The sequence below is a fragment of the Streptomyces echinoruber genome (assembly GCF_014651135.1).
Taxonomy (GTDB): Bacteria; Actinomycetota; Actinomycetes; order Streptomycetales; family Streptomycetaceae; genus Streptomyces; species Streptomyces echinoruber.
This window is the reverse complement of the sequence record NZ_BMWH01000027.1, coordinates 1-20,718: the sequence shown is the minus strand read 5'-3', so window position 1 is coordinate 20,718 and position 20,718 is coordinate 1. Positions and strand designations below refer to the sequence as shown.

15 protein-coding genes are annotated in these 20,718 nt (G+C 75.5%); 7 read left to right on the top strand and 8 right to left on the bottom strand.

The annotated features are described in order from the left end of the window. Nucleotides 1–80: 80 nt before the first annotated feature. Both IE225_RS25875 and IE225_RS25870 read right to left on the bottom strand, forming a co-directional pair. Entirely contained in the window at nucleotides 81–1,604 is a 1,524-nt protein-coding gene (locus IE225_RS25875; protein ID WP_190060023.1) for an amino acid permease, read from the bottom strand. Nucleotides 1,605–1,751: 147 nt separating this feature from the next. Then, nucleotides 1,752–2,738 carry a hypothetical protein gene (locus IE225_RS25870; RefSeq protein WP_190060022.1) on the bottom strand — a complete coding sequence of 329 codons (987 nt, stop codon included), beginning with the start codon at nucleotides 2,736–2,738 and terminating at the stop codon, nucleotides 1,752–1,754. 203 nt (nucleotides 2,739–2,941) lie between these two features. Here IE225_RS25870 and IE225_RS25865 point away from each other — a divergent pair, with 203 nt between their 5' ends. The 4 genes from IE225_RS25865 to IE225_RS25850 all read left to right on the top strand — a co-directional run bounded on the left by IE225_RS25865 (nucleotide 2,942) and on the right by IE225_RS25850 (nucleotide 8,185). After that, nucleotides 2,942–4,429, top strand: a complete 1,488-nt coding sequence (locus tag IE225_RS25865) for an FGGY family carbohydrate kinase (RefSeq protein WP_229880038.1) — start codon at nucleotides 2,942–2,944, stop codon at nucleotides 4,427–4,429. Further along, complete coding sequence (locus IE225_RS25860; RefSeq protein ID WP_190060021.1) at nucleotides 4,426–5,898, top strand: FAD-dependent oxidoreductase; 1,473 nt, start codon at nucleotides 4,426–4,428, stop codon at nucleotides 5,896–5,898. Before IE225_RS25865 ends, IE225_RS25860 begins: the two co-directional genes overlap by 4 nt. Continuing rightward, a complete protein-coding gene (locus IE225_RS25855) occupies nucleotides 5,895–7,151 on the top strand; it encodes an NAD(P)/FAD-dependent oxidoreductase (protein WP_190060020.1) in 1,257 nt (418 codons plus the stop codon). Before IE225_RS25860 ends, IE225_RS25855 begins: the two co-directional genes overlap by 4 nt. Nucleotides 7,152–7,498: 347 nt before the next feature. Beyond that, a complete protein-coding gene (locus IE225_RS25850; protein ID WP_190060019.1) occupies nucleotides 7,499–8,185 on the top strand; it encodes a maleylpyruvate isomerase family mycothiol-dependent enzyme in 687 nt (228 codons plus the stop codon). Between the two features lie 208 nt (nucleotides 8,186–8,393). Here IE225_RS25850 and IE225_RS25845 read toward each other — a convergent pair whose 3' ends face one another. Next, on the bottom strand, nucleotides 8,394–9,311 hold the full coding sequence (locus IE225_RS25845) for an aminoglycoside phosphotransferase family protein (RefSeq protein WP_190060018.1): 918 nt from the start codon (nucleotides 9,309–9,311) through the stop codon (nucleotides 8,394–8,396). Nucleotides 9,312–9,655: 344 nt separating this feature from the next. On the opposite strand from IE225_RS25845, the gene IE225_RS25840 reads away from it, so the two are divergent. Further along, entirely contained in the window at nucleotides 9,656–10,420 is a 765-nt protein-coding gene (locus IE225_RS25840; protein ID WP_190060017.1) for a hypothetical protein, read from the top strand. A 365-nt stretch (nucleotides 10,421–10,785) separates the two neighbouring features. Continuing rightward, a complete protein-coding gene (locus IE225_RS25835) occupies nucleotides 10,786–11,778 on the top strand; it encodes an NAD(P)/FAD-dependent oxidoreductase (protein ID WP_190060016.1) in 993 nt (330 codons plus the stop codon). Between the two features lie 363 nt (nucleotides 11,779–12,141). Here the strand turns inward: IE225_RS25835 and IE225_RS25830 are convergent, their stop codons facing one another. From IE225_RS25830 to IE225_RS25810, 5 genes are all read right to left on the bottom strand, one after another. Next, nucleotides 12,142–12,744, bottom strand: coding sequence for a helix-turn-helix domain-containing protein (locus tag IE225_RS25830; protein ID WP_190060015.1), 603 nt, complete (start codon nucleotides 12,742–12,744; stop codon nucleotides 12,142–12,144). A 258-nt stretch (nucleotides 12,745–13,002) separates the two neighbouring features. Further along, nucleotides 13,003–14,145, bottom strand: coding sequence for an acyl-CoA dehydrogenase family protein (locus IE225_RS25825; protein ID WP_190060014.1), 1,143 nt, complete (start codon nucleotides 14,143–14,145; stop codon nucleotides 13,003–13,005). Between the two features lie 4 nt (nucleotides 14,146–14,149). Further along, complete coding sequence (locus IE225_RS25820) at nucleotides 14,150–14,899, bottom strand: thioesterase II family protein (RefSeq protein WP_229880037.1); 750 nt, start codon at nucleotides 14,897–14,899, stop codon at nucleotides 14,150–14,152. A gap of 2 nt (nucleotides 14,900–14,901) precedes the next feature. Next, a complete protein-coding gene (locus IE225_RS25815; protein WP_190060013.1) occupies nucleotides 14,902–16,569 on the bottom strand; it encodes a GMC family oxidoreductase in 1,668 nt (555 codons plus the stop codon). Continuing rightward, complete coding sequence (locus IE225_RS25810) at nucleotides 16,566–19,844, bottom strand: non-ribosomal peptide synthetase (protein ID WP_190060012.1); 3,279 nt, start codon at nucleotides 19,842–19,844, stop codon at nucleotides 16,566–16,568. The genes IE225_RS25815 and IE225_RS25810 overlap by 4 nt, the downstream gene beginning before the upstream one ends. Before the next feature lie 224 nt (nucleotides 19,845–20,068). Between IE225_RS25810 and IE225_RS25805 the strand changes: the two genes are divergently transcribed. Beyond that, entirely contained in the window at nucleotides 20,069–20,662 is a 594-nt protein-coding gene (locus IE225_RS25805; protein ID WP_190060011.1) for a flavoprotein, read from the top strand. The last annotated feature ends 56 nt before the right edge of the window (nucleotides 20,663–20,718 follow it).

The following is a 20,718-nucleotide window of genomic DNA, read 5'->3' as shown; positions in this document are numbered from 1 at the left end:
AGGACGCCGGTCGGCGCGCTCGTCCATCCTGCCGTATCCGTAAGGCCGTTCGTACCCGGGAGGCGTGCCCGGGCCCACCGTCACACGATGCCCTCGGCGAGTTCGGCCTGGTCGCGTCCGGTGCCGTACGCCGCGGTGCCGGGCGTGCCGTACGACCGGCGGGCGACGTACCACCACACACTGGCCAGCACCAGCACCGCAAGCAGGGCGAGGGCGGCGTAGTTCATGGTGGCGGCCGTCACCGGCGCGGACTGCGGCAGGCAGAACAGCACCGTGACGCAGGCCACCCACACCACCGCGGTCCAGCCCACCGGCCTGCTCCACCGGCCCAGGCTCCAGGGGCCCGGCCGGAAGCGGTCGCCGGCCCGCAGCCGCAGCAGCACGGGGATGGCGTAAGCGGGGGTGATGCCGATGACGTTGATGGCGGTGACGGCGCCGTAGGCGGTCGCCGACCACAGCGAGGGCAGCGCGAGCAGGCACGCCACCGCGACCGACAGCCACACCGCGGCCACCGGCGTCTGGGAGCGGACGCCGACACGGCGCCACAGGGCGGAGAAGGGCAGGGCGCGGTCGCGGCTGAAGGCGAACACCATGCGGCTGGCGGCGGCGACCTCGGCGTTGCCGCAGAACAACTGGGCGACGATCACCACCAGCAGCAGGGCGCTCGCCCCGTCCGTGCCCAGCCCGTCGAGCAGGATCTGCGCGGGCGGCACGCCGGTCGCGCTGGTGCGGGTGGCGTCGTAGTCCCGGATGGCGAAGGTCAGGCCCGTCAGCAGCACGAAACCCGCGATCCACGACACCCAGATGGAACGCACGATGCCGCGCGCCGCCGACACCGAGGCGTTGGCGGTCTCCTCCGACAGGTGGGCGGAGGCGTCGTAGCCGGAGAAGGTGTACTGGGCGAGCAGGAGCCCGATCGCGGCCACGTAGACGGGGCTGGACCAGCCGGTGTCGTTGACGAACGTGGTGAAGACGAACGACGGCGACGCGTGGTGGTCGGGCACGATCGCGAGCGCGCCGACGATGAGGGCGACGCCGGCCAGGTGCCACCACACGCTCACCGAGTTGAGCAGGCCGACCAGGCGGACGCCGAAGAGGTTGAGCACGGCGTGCAGCAGCAGGATCCCGACGAAGACGAGCATCGTGGTGCCGGGCGTCGGCTCGAAACCCCACCGGAGATGGGCGAACGCGCCGATGAACAGGGCGGCGCCGTAGTCGATGCCGGCGATCGCGCCGAGCAGGCCGAGCAGGTTGAGCCAGCCGGTGTACCAGCCCCAGCGGCGGCCGCCGAGCCGGTCGGCCATGTAGTACAGGGCGCCGGAGGTGGGGTAGGCGCTGGTGACCTCCGCCAGCGCGAGGCCGACGCACAGCACGAACAGGCCGACGCCCGCCCAGCCCCACAGCATCACGGCGGGGCCGCCGGTGTTCAGGCCGAAGCCGTACAGCGTCATGCAGCCGGACAGGATGGAGATGACCGAGAAGCTGATCGCGAAGTTGCCGAAACCGCCCATGCGGCGGGCCAGCACCGGCCGGTAGCCGAGTTCGCGCAGGCGCTGCTCCTCGTCGCGCTGCTCTTCGGCCGAGGGGGGAGGGGCGGGGGACATGGCGGGAACCTCCGGCGGGTCGGTGTGCGGGGTGGGGGGAACGGCTTACGGGACGGGTGGGTTGGCGTGCGGGACGGGTGGGTTGGCGTGCGGGGCGAGTGGGTTGGCGTGCAGGACGGGCGGGTCGATGTGTGGGGGCGGGTGGGTTCAGGACCGGCCGGCGTCGGCGTCGTGCCCGGCGGACCGGCAGTCGGCGCGGGCCCGCAGGAACACCTCCACGGCCCGCGCCCGCCCGGCCGGGGCGGCGGCGCGGTGCACCCACGGCCGGGGCGTGTAGTACGGGCCGAGCGCGTCGAAGACCCGGACCGCCCGCCCGGGCCGCCCGGTCCGCCACAGGGCGTGGGCCAGGTGGTTGAGGTCCGGCAGCGATCGCTCCTCGGGCCGGCCGGGCACGAACCAGCCGCGCCACGCCCGCTCCGCCTCCTCCACCGCCTCCGGCTCCGCCCACTGCCGGGCCGCGTCACGACAGGGGTGCTCGGCCCGCACGTACAGCGGCAGCAGGTGCAGCGGCGAACCGGACGGCGCGCCCTCGGCCACCCGGCGCGCGTACCGGGCCGCCTCCACGGGCCGGCCCGCGTCGGCCCGCATGTACAGGAACTGCAGCATCCGGTGGTGCGCCTCCCGGTTGTGCGGGTCGCGCGCCGTGGCCTCGGCCAGCAGCTCCCACGGCCCGGGCGGCAGCGCCGGATCGGGTGCGGGCGCCCGGTGCTCCTCCCAGCGCTGCCCGGTGTCCAGCTGCGCCAGCGCGAGCAGGCAGATCCACGGCACCGGGTCCGCGGGCGCGGCCCGCGTGGCGGTCCGGCTCGCGTCCCAGGCCTCGATCCACAGCTCGTGGGTACGGCGGTGCCGGCCGCGGCGGGCCCGCAGCGCGCGCTCCACCGCCACCCGGGCGTGCATCACCCGGGCCGTCCGCCCGGCCGGCTCCTCGGCGAGCCAGGCCCGCACCACGTCGGTGCCGGCGGCGGCCGCCGCGAGGATCTGGGTGCGCCGCGTCCACTGCCACCGGGCCGTCGTCCGCGCCAGCAGCTCCCGCATCGCCAGCCACCGGCCGGTGTGCAGCTCCTGCAGCGCCAGGCGCAGCTCCTCGTCGTGGCCGGCGGGGTCGAGGACGGGGCGTGCGCCCTCCCTGGCCATCAGCCGCACGCCGGGGTCCGGGAGCGGGAGAGGACGGCAGGCTGGAGTAACAAGAACCCTCCTCCGGGCGGCGATCCGGGGAACCCACGAGTCGGCGCACACTATAGAGGCGGACCCCGCCCCCCACCCCCCGATTCACGATCTTCTCCAACTCCCGTATGGCAGACCAGTCATGATGGCTGGTCAGATACCCTTGACGCGGTGTGCGCGGCGACGGCAGGCTGCTGGCCGTGATCGGCTCACCCGACGGGACGACGGGCGCGGTGCTCGCCGTCGACCAGGGCACCTCCGGCACCAAGGCCCTGGTCGTCTGCCCCGAACGCGGCGTCCTCGGTACCGGGTTCGCCGCCGTGCGGCCCCGCGCCCTGCCCGGCGGCCGGGTGGAGGCGGACCCGTGGGAGCTGTACGGCTCGGTCGTCGACGCCGGCCGGCAGGCACTGGCCGCCGCCGGTACCGGCGTGGTGGCGATGGGGCTGGCCAACCAGGGCGAGACCGTACTCGCCTGGGACCCGGCCACCGGCCGCCCGCTCACCGACGCCCTGGTCTGGCAGGACCGGCGCGCCGCCTCCGTGTGCGACGAACTCGCCGAACAGGCAGAGGAGTTGCGGCAACTGACCGGGCTGCCCCTCGACCCGTACTTCGCCGCGCCCAAGATGGCCTGGATCCGCCGCCACCTCACCCGCGACGGCGTGGTCACCACCTCCGACGCCTGGCTGCTGCACCGGCTCACCGGCGCCTTCGTCACCGACGCCGCGACCGCCGGCCGCACCCAGCTCCTCGACCTCGACCGGGCCGCCTGGTCACCGCGCGCCCTGGAGCTGTACGGCCTGTCCGGCGAGGCCCTGCCCGAGGTCACCGACACCGCCCGACCGGTCGGCACCACCCGCGCGTTCGGCCCCGAGATCCCGGTCACCGGGCTGATCGTCGACCAGCAGGCCGCCCTGCTCGCCCAGCACGTCACCGCACCCGGCGGCGCCAAGTGCACCTACGGCACCGGCGCGTTCCTCCTCGCCCACACCGGCGACCGGCCGCTGCGCTCCCCCTCGGGGCTGGCCGGCTGCGTCGCCTGGCGACTGGCCGGCCGCACCGCCTACTGCCTCGACGGGCAGGTCTACACGGCCGCCTCCGCCGTCGACTGGCTCACCGGCCTCGGCGTCATCCGGGGCGCCGCCGACCTCGACACCGTGGGCGGCACCGTGTCCGGCACCGGCGGCGTCACCTTCGTGCCCGCGCTGGCCGGGCTCGCCGCCCCCTGGTGGCGCGGCGACCTGCGCGGCTCGCTCACCGGACTCGGCCTGGACACCACCCCGGGCCACGTGGTGCGCGCCCTGTGCGAGGGACTGGCCGCCCAGGTCGCCGAACTCGCCGACGCCGCCGCCGGCGACCTCGGCGCGCCCCTGGAGGTGCTGCGCGTCGACGGCGGCCTGACCCGCTCCGCCCTGCTTATGCAGACCCAGGCCGACCTGCTGCAGCGCCCCGTGGAGGTGTCCGCCCTGCCCGACGCGACCGCCCTCGGCGCCGCCGCCCTCGCCCGCCTGGGCGCCGACCCCGCCCTGACCCTCGCCGACGCCCTCCCGCGGTGGCGGCCGGCCACCGTCTACGAACCTCGCCTCCCGCCCGACGAGGCGGCCGCCCGCCGCGCCGCGTTCCGCTCCGCCGTGGCCGCCCTCCTGGAGCGGGCGCCCGCATGACGGTCACCGCGCGGGGGCCGCTGCCGCGGGCGCCGTACGACGTGGCGGTCGTCGGCGCCGGCGTCGTCGGCTGCGCCGTCGCCCGCGAACTCGCCCGCCACCCGGACCTGCGCGTCGCCCTCGTCGAGGCGACCGACGACGTGGGGCAGGGCACCTCCAAGGCCAACACCGCGATCCTGCACACCGGTTTCGACGCCGCGCCGGGCTCCCTGGAGGCCCGCCTCGTCCGCGAGGGCGCGCGCCGGCTGGCCGTGTACGCCGCCGAGTCCGGCATCCCCGTCGAACCGGTCGGCGCGCTGCTCGTCGCCTGGAACGAAGAACAGCGCGCCGCCCTGCCCCGCCTCGCGAAGAAGGCCGGGCGCAACGGCTGCCACGACACCCGGCTGATCGGGCCCGGCGAGCTGTACGCGCGTGAACCCCACCTGGGACCCGGCGCCCTGGGCGCGCTGCACGTGCCCGGCGAGAGCATCGTCTGCCCCTGGACGACCACCCTCGCCTACGCCACCCAGGCGGTCCGCAACGGCGTCGACCTGCACCTTGACTGCCGCGTCACACGCGTCCGCCGGCACGGCGGAGAGCGCGGTGAGCACGGTGGGCAGGGCGAGCACGTCCTCGGCACCACCCGCGGGGAGCTGCGCGCCCGGTTCCTGGTCAACGCGGCCGGCCTGCACGCCGACACCCTCGACCGCGAGCTGGGCCACCGCGACTTCACCGTCACCCCGCGCCGCGGCCAGCTCATCGTCTTCGACAAGTTCGCCCGCGACCTGGTGCGGCACATCCTGCTGCCCGTGCCGACGGCCCTCGGCAAGGGCGTCCTGGTCGCGCCCACCGTGTACGGCAACGTGCTGCTCGGCCCCACCGCCGAGGACCTGCCCGACAAGCGGGCCACCGGCTCCAGCGCCGAGGGCCTGGCCCTGCTGCGCGCCCAGGGCCGCCGCATCCTGCCCGCGCTGCTCCAGGAGGAGGTCACCGCCGTCTACGCCGGGCTGCGCGCCGCCACCGAGCACGACGACTACCGCGTCACGGCCCACCCCGGGCAGGCGTACGTCACCGTCGGCGGCATCCGCTCCACCGGCCTGACCGCCTCCCTCGCCCTCGCCGCGCACGTCACCGGCCTGCTCGCGGAGATCGGCCTGGAGCCGGGCCCCGTACGGGAGGTGGAGCCGGTGCGGATGCCGAACCTCGGCGAGGCCTTCCCCCGCCCCCACCAGCGCCCCGACCTGATCGCCGCCGACCCCGAGTACGGCACCCTGGTCTGCCACTGCGAACGCGTCTCGCGCGGCGAGATCCGCGACGCGCTGGCCGCCACGATCCCGCCGCGCAGCCCGGACGGGCTGCGCCGCCGCACCCGCGCCCGGGCGGGCCGCTGCCAGGGCTTCCACTGCGGGGCGGCGGTGCGGGCGCTGTTCGAGGAGGCCGCCGCGTCCCGCGAACCGGCCAACGTGCACCGGCGGGAGGCCACGGCGTGACGGCCGTACGGGACGTGGACGTGCTCGTCGTCGGCGCCGGGCCCGCCGGGCTCGCGGCCGCCGCCCGGCTGGCCGCCGCCGGCGCGGGCCGGATCGAGGTGCTGGAACGGGAGCGGCGGGCCGGGGGAGTGCCCCGGCACTGCGCGCACGGCGGCTTCGGCACCCTGGCACGCCCGTTGACCGGTCCCACCCCGGCCCGCCCGCTGACCGGTCCCGCCCTGGCCCGTCTGCTCACCGACGCCGCCGTGCGCGCCGGGGCCGCGGTACGGACCGGGGTGACCGCCCTGGACTGGGCGGGCCCGCTCGCCCTGGCCACCGTGGGCCCGCACGGCCACGAGACGCTCCGTGCCCGCGCCGTCGTCCTGGCCACCGGCGCCCGCGAACGCCCGCGCGCCGCCCGCCTCGTGCCCGGCACCCGGCCCGCCGGCGTGTACACCACCGGCGAACTCCAGCAGGCGGTGCACCTGTACCGGCAGCCGGTCGGCGCCCGCGCGGTCGTCGTCGGCGCCGAGGACGTCGCCCACGCCGCCGTCGAAACCCTGCGCGCCGCCGGGACCGACGTCGTCGCCCTCGTCACCGACCGGCCGCGCGCCCCGATGGCACCGCTGCGCGCCGCCGACGCCCGCCTGCGCCGCGGCATCCCGCTGCTGACCCGCACCACGGTCACCGAACTCCTCGGCCACGGCCGGCCGACCGGCGTCCGCGTCCGCCGCGACGACGGCCGCACCGCCGTCCTGCCGTGCGACACCGTCGTGTTCACCGGAGACTTCGTGCCGGAGCCGGAACTCGCCCGCCGCGGCGGCATCGCCCTCGACGCCGCCACCCGCGGCCCCGCCGTGGACGGCCGGCTGCGCACCTCGCGCCCCGGGGTGTTCGCGGTGGGCAGCGTGCTGCACGCCGTGGAGAGCGCGGCCACGGCCGTCCGGGAGGGCGCGCACGCGGCGGCGGCCGTACGGGACCTGCTCGCCGGGGCGGCCGGATGGCCGGACGGGGTGCCCGTCACGGTCGAGCCGCCCCTGCGCCGGATCACGCCCAACCGGGTCGCCCCCGGCGACACCCTGCCCCACCTGCTGCGCACCGCGTCCCCGGTGACCGGCCGCGCGGCCCTGCACATCGCCCAGGACGGCCGGCTCCTGCACCGGCGGCGCCTGCGGCCGGGCACCGCCGTCCCGCACCGCACCCTGCGCCTCCCGGCCGACTGGACCGCCCGGGTGGACCCGCGGGGCGGCCCGGTACGGGTGTGGCTGGCCTGAGACCGCGCCCCGGGACGACCATGCGAAGGACGGAACACGATCCCCACCGCGGCCGCTGCCTCACGCCTCGGCGTCTCCACGCGGACAAGGCTGACGACCGCCCGGGCCTGCGGAAAGGGCGACGCGGCAGACGCAGGGCAGTCCGGATCGCCCGCGAAGGCGTCGAGCCCGGCGAACGGTCGGGCCGCCGCAGGCGGGTGAGCGAGCGCACGACGCCGTGGCTGCCCGGCTGCCGCCGACTCGGCCCACGCCACGAACACAACCCCCGCAACCACTGCCGCATCAGGCAACGTTCGCCCGGTTCGTGCGACAAGTCCCGCGTCATGGGCGGGCGGTATCTTGGCGCCGTGGATTACCTGGTCGAACTCCGGCGTGAACTGGACGCGTTCGGCGCCGCGCTGGACGGCGATGTGTCGGCTCCGGTCGAGCACTGCGGCGATTGGCGGCTGGTGGATCTGGCCGTACACATGGGAGCGGGGAACCTGTGGGTCGTCGCGGCGGTGCAGGAGGGGCACGGCGACGGCTACGACGAGGATGCCGCACCCCGCGACCGGGCCGGCCTCAAGGCCTGGTACGCCGAGACGGCGGACGCGCTCGTGCAGGCCCTGTCGGTCGACCCCTCGACCGGGGCGTGGACGTTCTTCCCGCCTCACACGGTCGGATTCTGGCGTCGGCGCCGCACCCAGGAGACGCTGATGCACCGGTGGGACGCCGAGCACGCGCTCGGCTCGACGACGCCGATGGATCCGGCGCTCGCCGCCGACGGTGTCGCCGAGGTCTTCGACACCATGGCGCCCCGCATGATCTCCAAGGGGGCCGCCACCCATCCCGAGCAGGCCGTGCGGGTCACCGCCACCGACTCCGGCCGTTGCTGGACGTACGGGACCGGTGAGCCGGTCGCGGAGGTCTCGGGCACCGCCGAGGACCTGCTGCTGACGCTGTGGGGGCGCAAGCCCTGGGATGCCGGATCGGTGACCTGGACCGGTGACCGTGAGGCGGGGTTGGGCGTGCTGGCCGGGCCACTGGTCCCCTGACGCGGGATCAGGTGGCGTCCGCCCCGGCGACAACGGCGCGGATGCGGCGCAGAAGATCGTGGGCCGCGAGCGGCGCATCGTCACGGACGCCCTCGGACGCCCGACATCACGGGATCACACACCTGTTCCGGGATGAGCCATAGGGAGAAAGCGACTTCTCGATTTGTTGTCCGGCTCCTTGTTGTCCGACTCCCGCCGGGGTGCTCGGTCACTGGTGGAGCGATGCGGTGAGGCGTCGCAGTGCGGCGTGGGCGGGTGGGCCCCAGGTGGGCTTGCCGCCGGGGCGGCCGTGGACGCCGGCGTCTCCGATGTGGAGGCAGGCGAGGGCGCGCAGCACCGCCCAGCCGCGGGCGCGGCGCAGGGTCGCGGTGTCCGGGCTCGGCCGGCAGGCCTCGTGGAAGCGGTCGACGGCGCCGTCCGGCAGCAGGATCCAGGCGGCGGCGAGGTCGCAGGCCGGGTCGCCGGCGAAGAGGTCGCCGAAGTCGATCACGCCGCAGAAGGTGCCGTTCCGGGTCAGGACGTTGGCCGGATGCAGGTCGCCGTGGAGCCAGAGACGTGGGCCCGCCCACTCCGGCGCGGCGGCGGCGTCCTCCCAGACCGCGCGGACCGCGTCCGGGTCGCGAATCAGCCCCGACTCGGTGGCCGAGGCGAGTGCTTGGGCGAAGTGTTCGGCGGTGTCGGCCAGCGGCCCCCCGCGGTCCCGGCCGGTCGGCGCCCCGTCGGGGGCGGGGCGGTGAAGCGCGGTCAGGAAGGCGGCCAGGGCGGCGGCCGCCTCCGCGGGGCGCGTCGCGGGGGCGCGGTCGGCGGGCTCGCCCGGCACCCAGGTGGTGACGAGCCAGGGCCGCGGGAACCGTTCGGAGGGCTCACCAAGACGCTGCGGAACGGGGACCTGCAGAGGAAGGCGCGGGGCGAGGAGGGGCAGCCAGGTGTGTTCCTTGCGCAGCAGCGCGTCCGCGGACTGCGTCGCCCAGGGCAGTCGGACGGCGAGGTCGTCGCCGAGCCGCCACACCTGGTTGTCCCAGCCGAGCGCTCCGAGCTTCAGGGGGCGATCCGCCAGGTCGGGGTGCTGCTCGCGCAGCAGGTCCCGGATCAGGTCCTCTGTGATGTCCACCCCGGTGACTGTCATGCGGAGCAACGGTAGTGGGGCAGCGGCCTGCCCGGGGTCCGGGGGAGCCGTACGGGTGCCCGACCGTGCGCGGCGACGTGTGGTGCGAGGTGGTCGCAAAGCGGCGTCGTGCCCTGGTCGGGGTGCCGTCGCCGAGGGCGGCGGACGGCCGGTGCCGGCTGCGGATGTCTCACCGTGGTTGCGGCCGGACGCCAACAGGCGCGCCGACCGGGCCTTTTGCCGCACGTTCGGCCGGGGTGAGGGCGAGCATCGGACGGCCCCGGGCCGGCCGTGACGGCCACAGGCCCGGAAGCGGGGCCGCGCCCGACGTGTTCGCGTGCCTTCCGGCAGGTAGCGTCGTGGTCATGCTGCGTGTCATGGACCGGCGGACGGGCCGTCCGAGCGACCTCCCCGCCCGGGGCCGCCGCGGAACGCTGACCCTGCGGATCCACCCGACCTGCGCACAGGACCCGGCCGACGCCACGGACCTGCGCCTCCTGCTCGTCGGCGACGTGCTCCTGCGGACCGTGGAGCGGTGGGGCGTGCAGGTGCTGCACGCCCTCGCCGGGCCGCCCCCGGACCGGGCCGCGTCCCTGCGGCAGGCCATGGCCGACCTCGGGATCCACCCGCCCCTCGACGAGGGGACCGGACCCGGCGCAGGGGCCGACGCCCACGTGTGCGCCGAGCCGCCCGACGCCGCCACCGCGGGCGTATGGCTCCGGGTGGGGCGCGTACGGCGCGACATCCCGGCCCCGCGGGACACCGAGGCCGGGGCGGCGGGTGGCACGGACCCGCTCGCCGTCCGCCTGGCGCTGCTGGCGGTGCCCTACGGCGACCCGGTCGGGTTGACTACGGACGTGCTCGCCGACGCCGCACGCACCCTGGCGGTGTGGCGCGCGCGGGTGGCGCACTGGGCCGACTCGCCGTCGAAGCCGGTGCCGGCCGACCTCGCCCGGCGGGCGGACGCCGCGCTCGCCGACGATCTGGGCACGCCCGGCGTGCTGAGGCTGCTGAGCGAGGTGGAGGCGGCGGACGGGCTCCCGGACGGGGCGAAGTTCGAGACGTTCGCACTCCTCGACCGCGTGCTCGGCCTGGAACTCACCCGGGAGGTGGGCCGCCGAAGCCCCTGACCGGACGCCACCGCCACCGCCCCCCGCCACCGCCTGTCGCGCCCGGTGCGCGCCGCACCGCACGCGGCGGCCCGTGTCAGCCCGCTTCCGCCTCCGCCGCACCGGGGCCGGTCAGCGCGTCGAGGGCGGCCAGGATGCCGGCCGGTTCGGCACGTCTGGTGCAGTCGCGGCCGGAGCCGGACGTGCGGCGCCGGCGTGCGGGGCGCTCCGGTCGGCGTGCCTTCGAAGGCCCCGGTCCCCTCTCCGTCGCCCCGGCGCCGCCGACGCAGGGCGTCTCGGACCCGGCGGTCCCGTGTTCCGGAAACGGCAACAAAAATTGCCCGCGGGGACCCCGCACCGCACCCTGTGCCGCGGAGGTGATCGCCATGACCGGCGCATACCACGACACGACCGACCGAACCTCGTACGACGTCGTCGTGATAGGCGGCGGAGCGGGCGGACTGAACGCCGCGCTCGTCCTGGCCCGGGCCCGTCGCACCGTCGCCGTCGTCGACGCCGGGGAGCCCCGCAACGCCCCCTCGGCCCACATGCACAGCTTCCTCTCCCGCGACGGGGTCCCCCCGCTCACCGTGCTGGAGACCGGCCGCGCCGAGATCGCCCGCTACGGCGCCGTCCTGATCGACGGACGGGTGGACCAGGTGGAGGCCGGCGAGAAGGGCGGATACGTCGTCCACCTGGCCGGCGGCGCGGCGCTTCGGGCCCGCCACGTCGTCCTGGCGACGGGGCTGCGCGACGAGCTGCCCGACATCCCGGGCCTGCGCGCGCTGTGGGGCAACGACGTGCTCTTCTGCCCCTACTGCCACGGATACGAGGTCCGCGACCAGCCGCTCGTCGTGCTGGGCGTCCACCCGGCCTCCCCCGGACAGGCGCTGCTGCTGCGCCAGTGGTCGCACGACATCGTGTACGTCCCGCACAGCCTGCCGCTCACCGACGAGGACCGGGAGCGCCTGGACGCGCGCGGGATCAAGGTGGCCGAGGGGCCCGTGTCCACCCTGCTCACCAAGGACGGCCGGCTCCACGCGGTGGAACTCGCCGGCGGGCGGACGCTGGAGTGCGCCGCGGTGTTCCTCTTCCCGCGGATGACCCCCAACGACGCGGCCTTCGACGGCCTCGGCTGCGAGCGGGACGAGCAGGGCTGGCTCGTCACCGACCGGGCCGGCCGCACCACCCGCCCCGGCCTGTGGGCCGTCGGCAACGTGGTGGACCCGCGGGCCCAGGCCGTCACCGCGGCGGGCATGGGGGCCGCGGCCGCCTTCGCCCTCAACCACGACCTCGTGGACGAGGAGGTCGAGCGGGATCTCGCCGCGCACCGGGCCGCCGCCGGCAACCCGTCCGGGACGCCCGCCCCCGTGTCCTGACCCGGGCGCCCGACACCGTCTCGCCGCTGGGTGCCGCGGACGCCCGGGGTGTCCCTCCGGGTCCGGCACGCCGGCGCGGTGCCGCGGTCGCGGCCGCGGACGCCCGGGGCGCCCCGCCACCGGGCCCGGCACGCCGACGCGGCGCCGCGGTCGTGGCCGCGGCCTTCCGCGGTCGTCGCCGTGCCAGTGCCGTCGCCGTCCCCGTGTCGTGCCGGCGGAGCACCGGGCGGCCATGGTGCCGCCGGTCCTTCCGGCGGCTCTGCCCGGCCGCCGTCGACGGGCGGTACCGCAACGGCCGTCCGCCGGTGCGGGGGAAGACACGACACGTCCCGCGCCGCCCTCGCTTTCCGCGCCCGCCCCGGCTCAGCTGCCGGAGGCGGGCGCGCGGCGTGCCGGCCTGGCGCGTACGTGCATCCGCTCGCCCTGGCGGCCGAAGAGGCTCAGGACCTCGACCGGGCCTTCGCCGGTGCTGCCGAACCAGTGCGGCAGCCGGGTCTCGAACTCGGCCACCTCGCCGGGCCCCAGCACCAGGTCGTGGTCGGCCAGTACCAGCCGCAGCCGCCCGGAGAGCACGTACAGCCACTCGTACCCCTCGTGGGTGCACAGCTCCGGGGTGTCGCGGCTGGCGGGCAGGATCATCTTGTAGCTCTGCAGCGGACCGGGCTGGCGGGTCAGCGGCAGCACGGTGTTGCCGTTCACCCGGTGCGGTTTCAGCCGGACGCGCGGATCGCCCACCTCGGGCGCGCCGACGAGCTCGTCGAGGGGGACCTGGTGGGCCTGGGCGATGGGCAGCAGCAGTTCCAGGCTGGGGCGGCGCTGGCCCGCCTCCAGGCGTGACAGCGTGCTCTTGGAGATGCCGGTGGCCTCCGACAGTGCGGCCAGGGTGACACCGCGGGCGGTGCGCAGCCTCCTGAGCCGGGGGCCGACCTCGGACAGGGCCTGGGCGATGGTGGGGGACCGTTCCACAGCGCCATTACACCGGGCGGTTCCCGAAACGGCAACCGCGGGTGCCGAGTTCGGGACCGGCCCGCGCCCGGGCGCGACGTCCCCGGCGCGCACGCGCCGGCGCCGCCCGCCGGTCCGCGGCGGGCGGTACCGGCGGGCGGTGCCGTGGTGCGGCGGGGCGGTGCCGCGCACCGGCGGGGCGGTTGCGGGGGCACAGGCCGGGGGCACAGGCCAGGGCCACAGGCCGGGGATCACAGGCCGGGGATCACAGGCCGGGGATCACAGGCCGAGAGAGCGGCCGATCAGTTCCTTCATCACCTCCGTCGTCCCGCCGTAGATCGTCTGCACCCGGCTGTTGGCCCACTCCCGGGAGATCGGGCTCTCCTTCAGGTAGCCGTAGCCGCCGTGGATCTGCAGACACCGGTTGGCGATGTCCACCTGCAGCTCCGTCGTCCACCACTTCACCTTCGCGGCGTCCGTCACCGACAGCCGCCCGGCGTTGAGTTCGGCGATGCAGTGGTCGAGGAAGACCTGGGCGACGGTCAGTTCGGTGTCCATGGTCGCGAGTTGGAACCGGTTGTGCTGGAAGCTGCCGATGGTTTGGCCGAACGCCTCCCGGGTCCGGGCGTACTCCAGGGTGTCCGCCAGCATCCGCTCGGCCGCGCCCACCGCCACGGTCGCGATGCTCAGCCGTTCCCGGGGCAGCGCGGCCATCAGGTAGGCGAACCCGGCGTTCTCCTTGCCGATCAGGTTCTCCGCCGGCACCCGGCAGTCGTCGAAGAACAGCTCGCAGGTGTCGCTGGCGTGCCAGCCCAGCTTCTCCATCCGCGGACCGCGGGTGAAGCCCGGCGTGCCGCGCTCCACCACCAGCAGGCTGATGCCCTGGGCGCCGCGCTCGGGGGCGGTCTTGGCGGCGACCACGACGACGTCGGCGTTCTCGCCGTTGGTGATGAACGTCTTCTGCCCGTTGAGGACGTAGCAGTCCCCGTCGCGGACCGCGGTGGTGCGGATGTCGGCGACGTTCGAGCCCGCGTCGGGCTCGCTCATCGCGATCGCGGCGATCAGCTCGCCCGAGCAGAGCCCGGGCAGCCACCGCCTGCGCTGCTCCTCGGTGGTCCGCTCGGCCAGGTAGGTGGCGATGACGTCGTTGTGCGCCACGAACCCCGGTGCCGTCGCCCGGGCCCACATGATCTCCTGCGCGAACACCGCCGGGTAGCGGAAGTCGGGCTCGCCGCCCCCGCCGTACTCGGGGGCCACGCCGATGCCGAGCAGCCCCGCCTTGCCGGCCTTGCGCCACACCTCGCGGTCGACGATGCCGTCCCGCTCCCACTGGGCGTGGTGGGGCACCACCTCCCGGGTCAGGAACTCCCGGCACGCGTCCCGGAACTGCTCGTGCGCCGTCTCGTACCTTCTGCGCGCCATGCGGTCACCTCTCCCCGGGGTCGGTGTCGTCGGCGATGATCGTCAGGGTTTCCTTGGGGTGCCGCACGGCCGCGAAGTGGCCGCCCTCGATCTCCACCCGGCGGGTGGGGGCCGAGCTGTGCGCGGACCACAGCCAGACCTTCTCCGGCGGGGCGTGCACGTCCTGCCGGGCGGCGATCAGGGTGAGCGGGAAGTCCACCCGCAGTCCGGCGGCCTGCTGCGCGAACTCGGCCCGCACGGCGTCGTCCTCCCGGAGCATCCGCAGCAGCAGGCGGCTCATCGCCGGGTCGGCCAGCACCGCGGGCGGTGTCCCGCCGTCGGCGGCGGTCCGGGCGAGCAGTTCCTCGTCGGGTACGGAGGCGAGCCGCTCGCCGGGCGGCTGGAGCCGGGGCGGCACCGCCCCGGACAGCACGGCCCGCACCGGCGCCACCCCCACCCGGTCGGCCACCGCGGCGGCCACCGCCAGGCTCGTCGTCGCGCCGAAGCTGTGCCCGAAGGTGGCCCAGCGCAGGCCGGGTGTCCGCTCCCGCTCGGCCAGCAGGTCGGCCGCCACCTGCTCGGCCATGGACCGCACCAGGGCGTGGAAACCGGTGGCCTTCCGCTCCCGGCGGCGCGTCCCGCGGCCCGGCGCGTCCACGCCCCGGACCAGCAGGTGCGGCTCGCCCAGCGGCTGCCAGCCCCGGTAGACCAGCGAGGTCGCCCCGGCGTGCGGAAAGCAGTAGAGCAGCACCGGGCGTGCGGATGCAGGCTGCACGGTCACTCCTTCATGCTCCGGGCCAGCTTCTCGGCCAGCATCAGGGTGGTCAGGTTGGTGGGTGCGCTGGGGATCGCCGGGAAGAGCGAGGCGTCGGCGATCCGCAGGTTCTCCGTGCCGTGCACCCGGCCCTCCTGGTCGGCGACCGCCCACGGGTCGGTGCCCGGACCCATCCGGCACGAACCGGCCGCGTGCCAGCCGGGGTTCATGATGTGGCGCACGCCGCTGCGCACCACTCCCTCGCTGGCGATCGTCCGGTCGCTCCAGAACTGGGTGCGGGTCAGCCGGCTCGCCAGGCCGGGGGAGCGCAGGAAGCTCCACGCCCGGCGCACGCCGTGGCAGAGCCGCTCCACGTCCTCGGCGTCGGTGCCCAGGCCCAGTTCGATGACGGGTGCGGCGTGCGGGTCGGCGCTGTCGAGGAAGACCCGGCCCCGGGAGCGCGGGCGCATCAGCATCACCGAGATGCCCACCACCAGCGGCCAGCCGAGGCGGTCCACGAAGCCGGGGACGGTGTGGCTCTCCACGTTGTTGAGCAGCCCCACCTGCACGTCCACCTCGCCGTCGTAGCCGCTGCTCATCCGGGCCGCGACCTGCCGCCAGGGCAGGCCCGGCGTGCACACGCCGTCGGCCGGCCGGGACCAGATGACGACCGAGGGGTGGTCCACCAGGTTCCGGCCCACGCCGGGCAGGTCCACCACGGGGGCGATGCCCAGCGCGCGCAGCAGTCCGGCGTCGCCGACGCCGGAGCGCTGGAGGACGACGGGGGTGCCGACGGCCCCGGCGCTGAGCACGACGTGCCGGGCCCGGATGGTGGTGAGCCGGCCGTCCAGCTCGGCCTCCACGCCGACGGCCCGGTTCTTCTCGAACAGCACCCGGGTGACCCGGGCCCCGGTGCGCAGCCGGAGGTTGGGCAGGCCGCGGCTGTCGGCGAGGAACGCGGTGGCGGCGTCCACGCGTTCGCCGTCCACCGAGTTGCCGGGGATCGGGCCGACTCCGGCCTCCTCGCCCGAGTTGAGGTCGGGCAGGTCGGCGACGCCCTGCCGGTTGCACTCCTCCCAGAACGCCGCGTCCAGCTCGTGCACCTTCTCGCGCGGGGTGCGGCGGATCGGCAGCGGGCCGCTGTCGCCGTGGAGGTGGCCGGGGAAGTCGGCGTCGTTCTCGATGTCCTTGTAGAACGGCAGCACCCGCTCCCACGACCAGTCCGGGTTGCCGTGCGCCTCCCAGGCGGCGAAGTCGCGGGGCAGTCCGCGCAGGGCGATGGCGCCGTTGACGGCGGAGCCGCCGCCGACGACCTTGCCGAGCTGGTAGGGGAAGCGTTCCCACAGGGCCCGGGCCGCCGCCCGGCCGCCGCCCGCACCGGTCCCGGCGGCTCCCGCGGCGCCCGGCCCTCCGGCACGGCCCCGGGCGAGGAGGTCCTCCAGGCGGCCGCTGGTGCGCAGGTTGGCCCGGTAGTCCCAGTTGTAGCCGGCCAGCACCAGCCGGCTCGCGTCGGCCAGGGGGTGGGCCCGGTCCCGGGGGCGCGGCTGGTCGCAGCCCGCTTCCAGCAGCAGGACGTTCCCGGAGTCCCGGGCGGCGAGGCGGGCGGCGGTGACGGCTCCGGCCGAGCCCGCTCCGACGATCACGTACTCCCATGCGCGGACCGCCGCGACGGGATCAGGGGTGGTGGTCACGCTGCGGACTCCTCGACGGACGCGATCAGTTCGGCGAACGACGCGATCGACGCGTTCATGAACAGCCCCTCGACCAGCTCCTGCTCCGCGTCGGCACCGATGGGGAACTCGGCGCGCAGCAGCGCGAGCAGGCCGACGGCGTGCAGGGAGTCGCCGCCGACGTCGAAGAAGCCCTCCTCCACGCCGAAGTCGTCGTGGCCGAGCTGCTGCGACCACAGGGCGAAGAGCCGCTCCTCCAGCCTGCTGCGGGGCGCCACCCGGCCGCCGCCGGCGGGGGAGTCGTCGTTCCACGGCGTGGGAAGCGCCTTGTGGTCGATCTTCCCGTTCGCCGTCAGGGGCAGGCTGTCCAGGGTCAGGAAGCGGCTGGGCACCATGTAGCCGGGCAGCAGGGACGCCAGCGCCTCGCGCAGCGCGGCCGGGTCCGGGTCCGCCCCGGGCTCGGGCACCACGTACGCCGCGATCTGCCGCTGCCCGGTACGGGCGTGGGCGGGCGCGGTGACGAGCGCGGTGCGCACCCCGGGCCGGCGGACGAGGGCGGCCTCGATCTCGCCCAGCTCGACCCGGTAGCCGTTGATCTTCACCTGGAAGTCCTCGCGGCCCAGGATCTCGATGTCGCCGCCGGGCAGGTACCGGCCGAGGTCGCCGGTGCGGTAGATGCGCTCCCCGGTGACCGGGTGGACCAGGAAGCGTTCGGCGGTGCGCTCCGGGTCGCCCAGGTACCCCTGGGCCACGCCGACGCCGCCGATGTGGATCTCGCCGGTGACCCCGACGGGGGACGGCTCGAGCCACTGGTTGTACACGTGCATGGTCTGGTTGGCCAGCGGCTTGCCGTACGGGATGCTCGACCACTCCGGCCGCACGGTCCCGATCGGATAGTGGATCGACCAGATCGAGCCCTCCGTGGCGCCGCCCAGGCTGATCACCCGCATCGCGGGGATCTTCTCCCGGATCCGGCCGGGCAGGTCCACCGGGATCCAGTCGCCGCTCAGCAGGGCCAGCCGCAGCCGGCAGCCGCGCGGGACGCCCCCGTCGCCGAGCGAGTCGATCCACATGCGCATCGGCGCGGGCACGCTGTTCCAGATGGTCACGCCGTAGCGGCCGATGAGCTGCGACCAGTGCGCGACGTCGCTGCCGCGCGCCGGGTCCGGCACGACGACGGTGCCGCCCGCGCCCAGGACGCCGAAGATGTCGTACACCGACAGGTCGAAGCCGGTGGGGGCGAGCGCCAGCACCCGGTCGTTCTCGCCGACCGCGAAGCGCCGGTTGATGTCCTGCACGGTGTTGGCGGCGCTCCGGTGGCTGATCATCACGCCCTTCGGCTCGCCCGTGGAGCCCGAGGTGAAGATCACGTACGCCAGGTCGTCGTACCCCTGCCGGCGCTCGGGCGCCTCGGCGGAACACTCCAGGGTGGCCTCGTCGTACGGGGTCACCACCGCCACGTCCTCGGGCCAGCGCAGCGCCTCCCGCAGGTCGGGCTCGGTCACCACGGCCCGCGCGCCGCAGCGGGCCAGCAGCTTCAGCCGCCGCTCCTCGGGCAGCTCCGGGTCGACGGCCACGTACGCGGCACCGGTGTGCAGCACCCCGAGCAGCGCGGAGATCTGGGCGGCGCCCGGACGCATCGACACCGCGACGATCTCGTTCGGCCCGGCACCGGGATCGCGCAGCAGCCGGTGCGCGACGCGGTGCGCGGTCTCGGTCAGCTCACGGTACGTGGTCTGCGTGCCGGGCGTGATCACCGCCGGCGCGTCGGGGCGGCGCCGGGCCGCCTCGGCGACCAGCTCGTGCAGCAGCGCCGGCGGGATGTCCTCGGCCGTGGCGTTGGCCCGCCTCCGCTCCTCGGCCTGCGCGGCCGGCAACGGCACGATCCCGCGGGGCGCGCTCCACACCGGCTCGTCGTCCACCAGCCGGTCCAGCAACGCCAGGTAGGCGTCGAACATGGCCTCCGGCATCCCCTCGGGGAACAGGCCCTCGACCACGTTCCAGTTGACGTGCAGGCGGCCGTTCACCTCCAGGATCTGGTTCTCCAGCCACACCTGCGGCGTCCGGCTGTGGTCGTGCACCAGCTCCCCGAACGCCTCCAGCGCCCCGGCCCCGGGCACGCCCTGCGCGCCGCCGAGCGTGCTGGAGAAGACCACCGGCGCCGACGCCCGGCCGTCGTCCCTGCGGCGGGCCAGGTCGCGCAGCACCCGGATGCCGCTGTACGCGGAGTGCGCGAGGTCCTCCAGGAGCCGCCGCTGCAGGTCCTTCGCCCGCTGCTCGAAGGTCTCCTCGGGCCGCCCGCCGACGGCGAGCAGGCTCGGCGAGAGGAAGTCGCCCAGGATCTCCTCGACCTGCGGGTGCAGCTCGAGCCGGTGGAACTGGGTGACGGTCAGGGTGAACTCCTGCCGCCGCGACCAGGTCCGCACCACCTCCGCGTACGCCGCGAGCAGCACCCCCGACGGGGTCAGCCCGTGCCGGTCGGCCGCCGCCCGCAGCGCTTTCCAGCGCTCGGGCGCGAGCACCGCCCGGTGCCGCACGAACCGCGGGACGCCGAGCTGCTCGGGCGCCGCGGCCAGCGGCAGCTCCGGCGCGGGCGGCAGCGCATCCAGGCGGTCCGCCCAGTACGCGGCGGCCTTCTGGCCCACGCGGTCGCCGCGCAACTCCTCCTGCGCCAGCACGTAGTCACGGAACGACAGCGCCGGCGGCTCCGGCCGCCACGCCGGGTCGTCGTAGAACCGGCGCCACTCCTCCAGCAGCCGGAAGAGGCTGCGCATGTCGAGGAAGAGCAGGTCCACGGCCAGGTGGAGCCGTACGCGGCCGCCGTCGAGCAGCGTGGCACGGACGTCGAGGAGCGGCGCCCGGTCCACCGGCAGCACCTGCTCCGTCAACTCGGCGCGGATCCGCTCCACTTGAGCCGTCTGCTCCGCGGCGGGCCGGCCGCGCAGGTCCGTGACGCGCACCGGGCACGGCTCGGCCTCGTCCTCGGTGAGGATCCGCTGCGTCTGGTCCGTCCCGGCCACCGTGCGCAGCGCCTCGTGCCGGGCGACGACCTTGCGCAGGGCCCCGGCCAGCCGGTCCACGTCGAGACCGGGACAGTCCCACTCCAGGTAGTACTGGCTGGAGATGCCGCCCAGTTCCAGGCCCTTGTGCCGGCCGATCACATACGCCTGCTGGATGTCGGTGAGCGGGAACGGCTCGTGACGCCGCTCCGGCCGCGCCTCGAGCCCCGGCAGCCGGTCCTCGTCCGGGCGAGGGCGGCCACCGCGGCCGCGCAGCTCAGCGAACAGGTCCTCCATAGATGTCCGCCCCTTTTCGTCAGGTGTCCTGGCGGGCCCAGGAATCCTTTTACGGAAACGGGACGTTAGGCAGCGGCGGCATACCGTCTCAATACGGTGCGACCGTAGGGACGACCGAAGAGTTTTCCCCGAACTGGACCGCCGCTCGACTGGCGGTGGACTCCCGCCGGCATTCCCGCGCCCGCGATTGACCGGCGCCGGGACGGTGGCGACATCATCGGTCCATGGAAATTCAGAATTCTCCCCGCACCGCTGGAAAACGCATACTCATCGGTGCCACCGGATCCATTGCGGTGACCCGGCTTCCGTCGTACATCGAGGCGATGCGCCGGCACATCGAGGGCAGCACGTTCACGGTCCTGCTGACGCACACCGCGACCTCGTTCATCTCCCCCGAGAGCCTGGCGCTCTTCGCCGAGCGGGTGGTGAGCGGGGAGTCCCCGGCCCACTGGCCGACCGACAAGCCGTCCCGGCTCGCCGCCGACCACGACATCCTCGCCGTCCTGCCGGCCACCGCCCACACCCTCGCCTCGGCCGCCGCCGGCGCCGCGCCCAACCGTCTGCTGACGGTGGCGCTGTCGGTGGACTACCCCGTCGTCTACTTCCCGGTGATGGGCGCCCGGATGTGGCACAAGCCGGCCGTCCAGCGCAACATCGCGCAGATCCGCGAGGACGGGCAGATCGTCAACGAGCCGGAGTGGCACGACGGCTTCGACCCGTCCACGGGCACCGTCAGCCATCACCCCGCCCTGCCCTCGCCGGACGCCGTCGCCAAGGTGATCGGCGATCTCCTCGTGGAGCGGCGCCGGCCGGAGTGAGGCACGCCGGGCCGGCGGTGCAGGGGAAGGCGGTGCCGGGGAAGGCGGCCCGCACC

Coding starts and splice junctions, on each gene's coding strand:
- IE225_RS25875 (WP_190060023.1), bottom strand. CDS start 1,604: ATGTCCCCCGCCCCTCCCCCCTCGGCCGAAGAGCAGCGCGACGAGGAG.
- IE225_RS25870 (WP_190060022.1), bottom strand. CDS start 2,738: ATGGCCAGGGAGGGCGCACGCCCCGTCCTCGACCCCGCCGGCCACGAC.
- IE225_RS25860 (WP_190060021.1), top strand. CDS start 4,426: ATGACGGTCACCGCGCGGGGGCCGCTGCCGCGGGCGCCGTACGACGTG.
- IE225_RS25845 (WP_190060018.1), bottom strand. CDS start 9,311: ATGACAGTCACCGGGGTGGACATCACAGAGGACCTGATCCGGGACCTG.
- IE225_RS25840 (WP_190060017.1), top strand. CDS start 9,656: ATGCTGCGTGTCATGGACCGGCGGACGGGCCGTCCGAGCGACCTCCCC.
- IE225_RS25835 (WP_190060016.1), top strand. CDS start 10,786: ATGACCGGCGCATACCACGACACGACCGACCGAACCTCGTACGACGTC.
- IE225_RS25825 (WP_190060014.1), bottom strand. CDS start 14,145: ATGGCGCGCAGAAGGTACGAGACGGCGCACGAGCAGTTCCGGGACGCG.
- IE225_RS25810 (WP_190060012.1), bottom strand. CDS start 19,844: ATGGAGGACCTGTTCGCTGAGCTGCGCGGCCGCGGTGGCCGCCCTCGC.
- IE225_RS25805 (WP_190060011.1), top strand. CDS start 20,069: ATGGAAATTCAGAATTCTCCCCGCACCGCTGGAAAACGCATACTCATC.